The organism is Bradyrhizobium sp. Kon58, from assembly GCF_055807455.1.
Genome location: NZ_JBVVOT010000490.1, coordinates 1 through 259, shown reverse-complemented (window position 1 = coordinate 259; position 259 = coordinate 1). Strand labels below are relative to the sequence as shown.

Sequence of the window (259 nt, the reverse complement as noted above, 5' to 3'; positions counted from 1 at the left end):
CCTTGGCGTCAAACAGGAGTAGAGCGGGATGGCAGACAGTAATCAAGCGGCTGAGTCGGCCATCGTCACGGACGGCCCGCTGACTCAGGGCCCACTGGAAAAAAGTGGTGCGCAGGCCAGCCTCAAACCTATCGCACAAACGCTGGCGAGCCCGTCTGAGGCTGTGCCGGGCAGTGCTGGCAATCTGGCGTTGGCATTGGCTGATGCCAGCCTGGAGATCAACCTTTTGGCCACCGGCCAGGCGCGGCTGGTGGACACG

Annotated in this window: 1 protein-coding gene; it reads left to right on the top strand. The window is 62.9% G+C overall.

The genetic code is table 11. The features are described 5' to 3' along the window. Positions 1–28 precede the first annotated feature (28 nt). The coding region (locus AC0L20_RS41250; protein ID WP_473295870.1) for a hypothetical protein at positions 29–259 on the top strand (231 nt) is incomplete at its 3' end.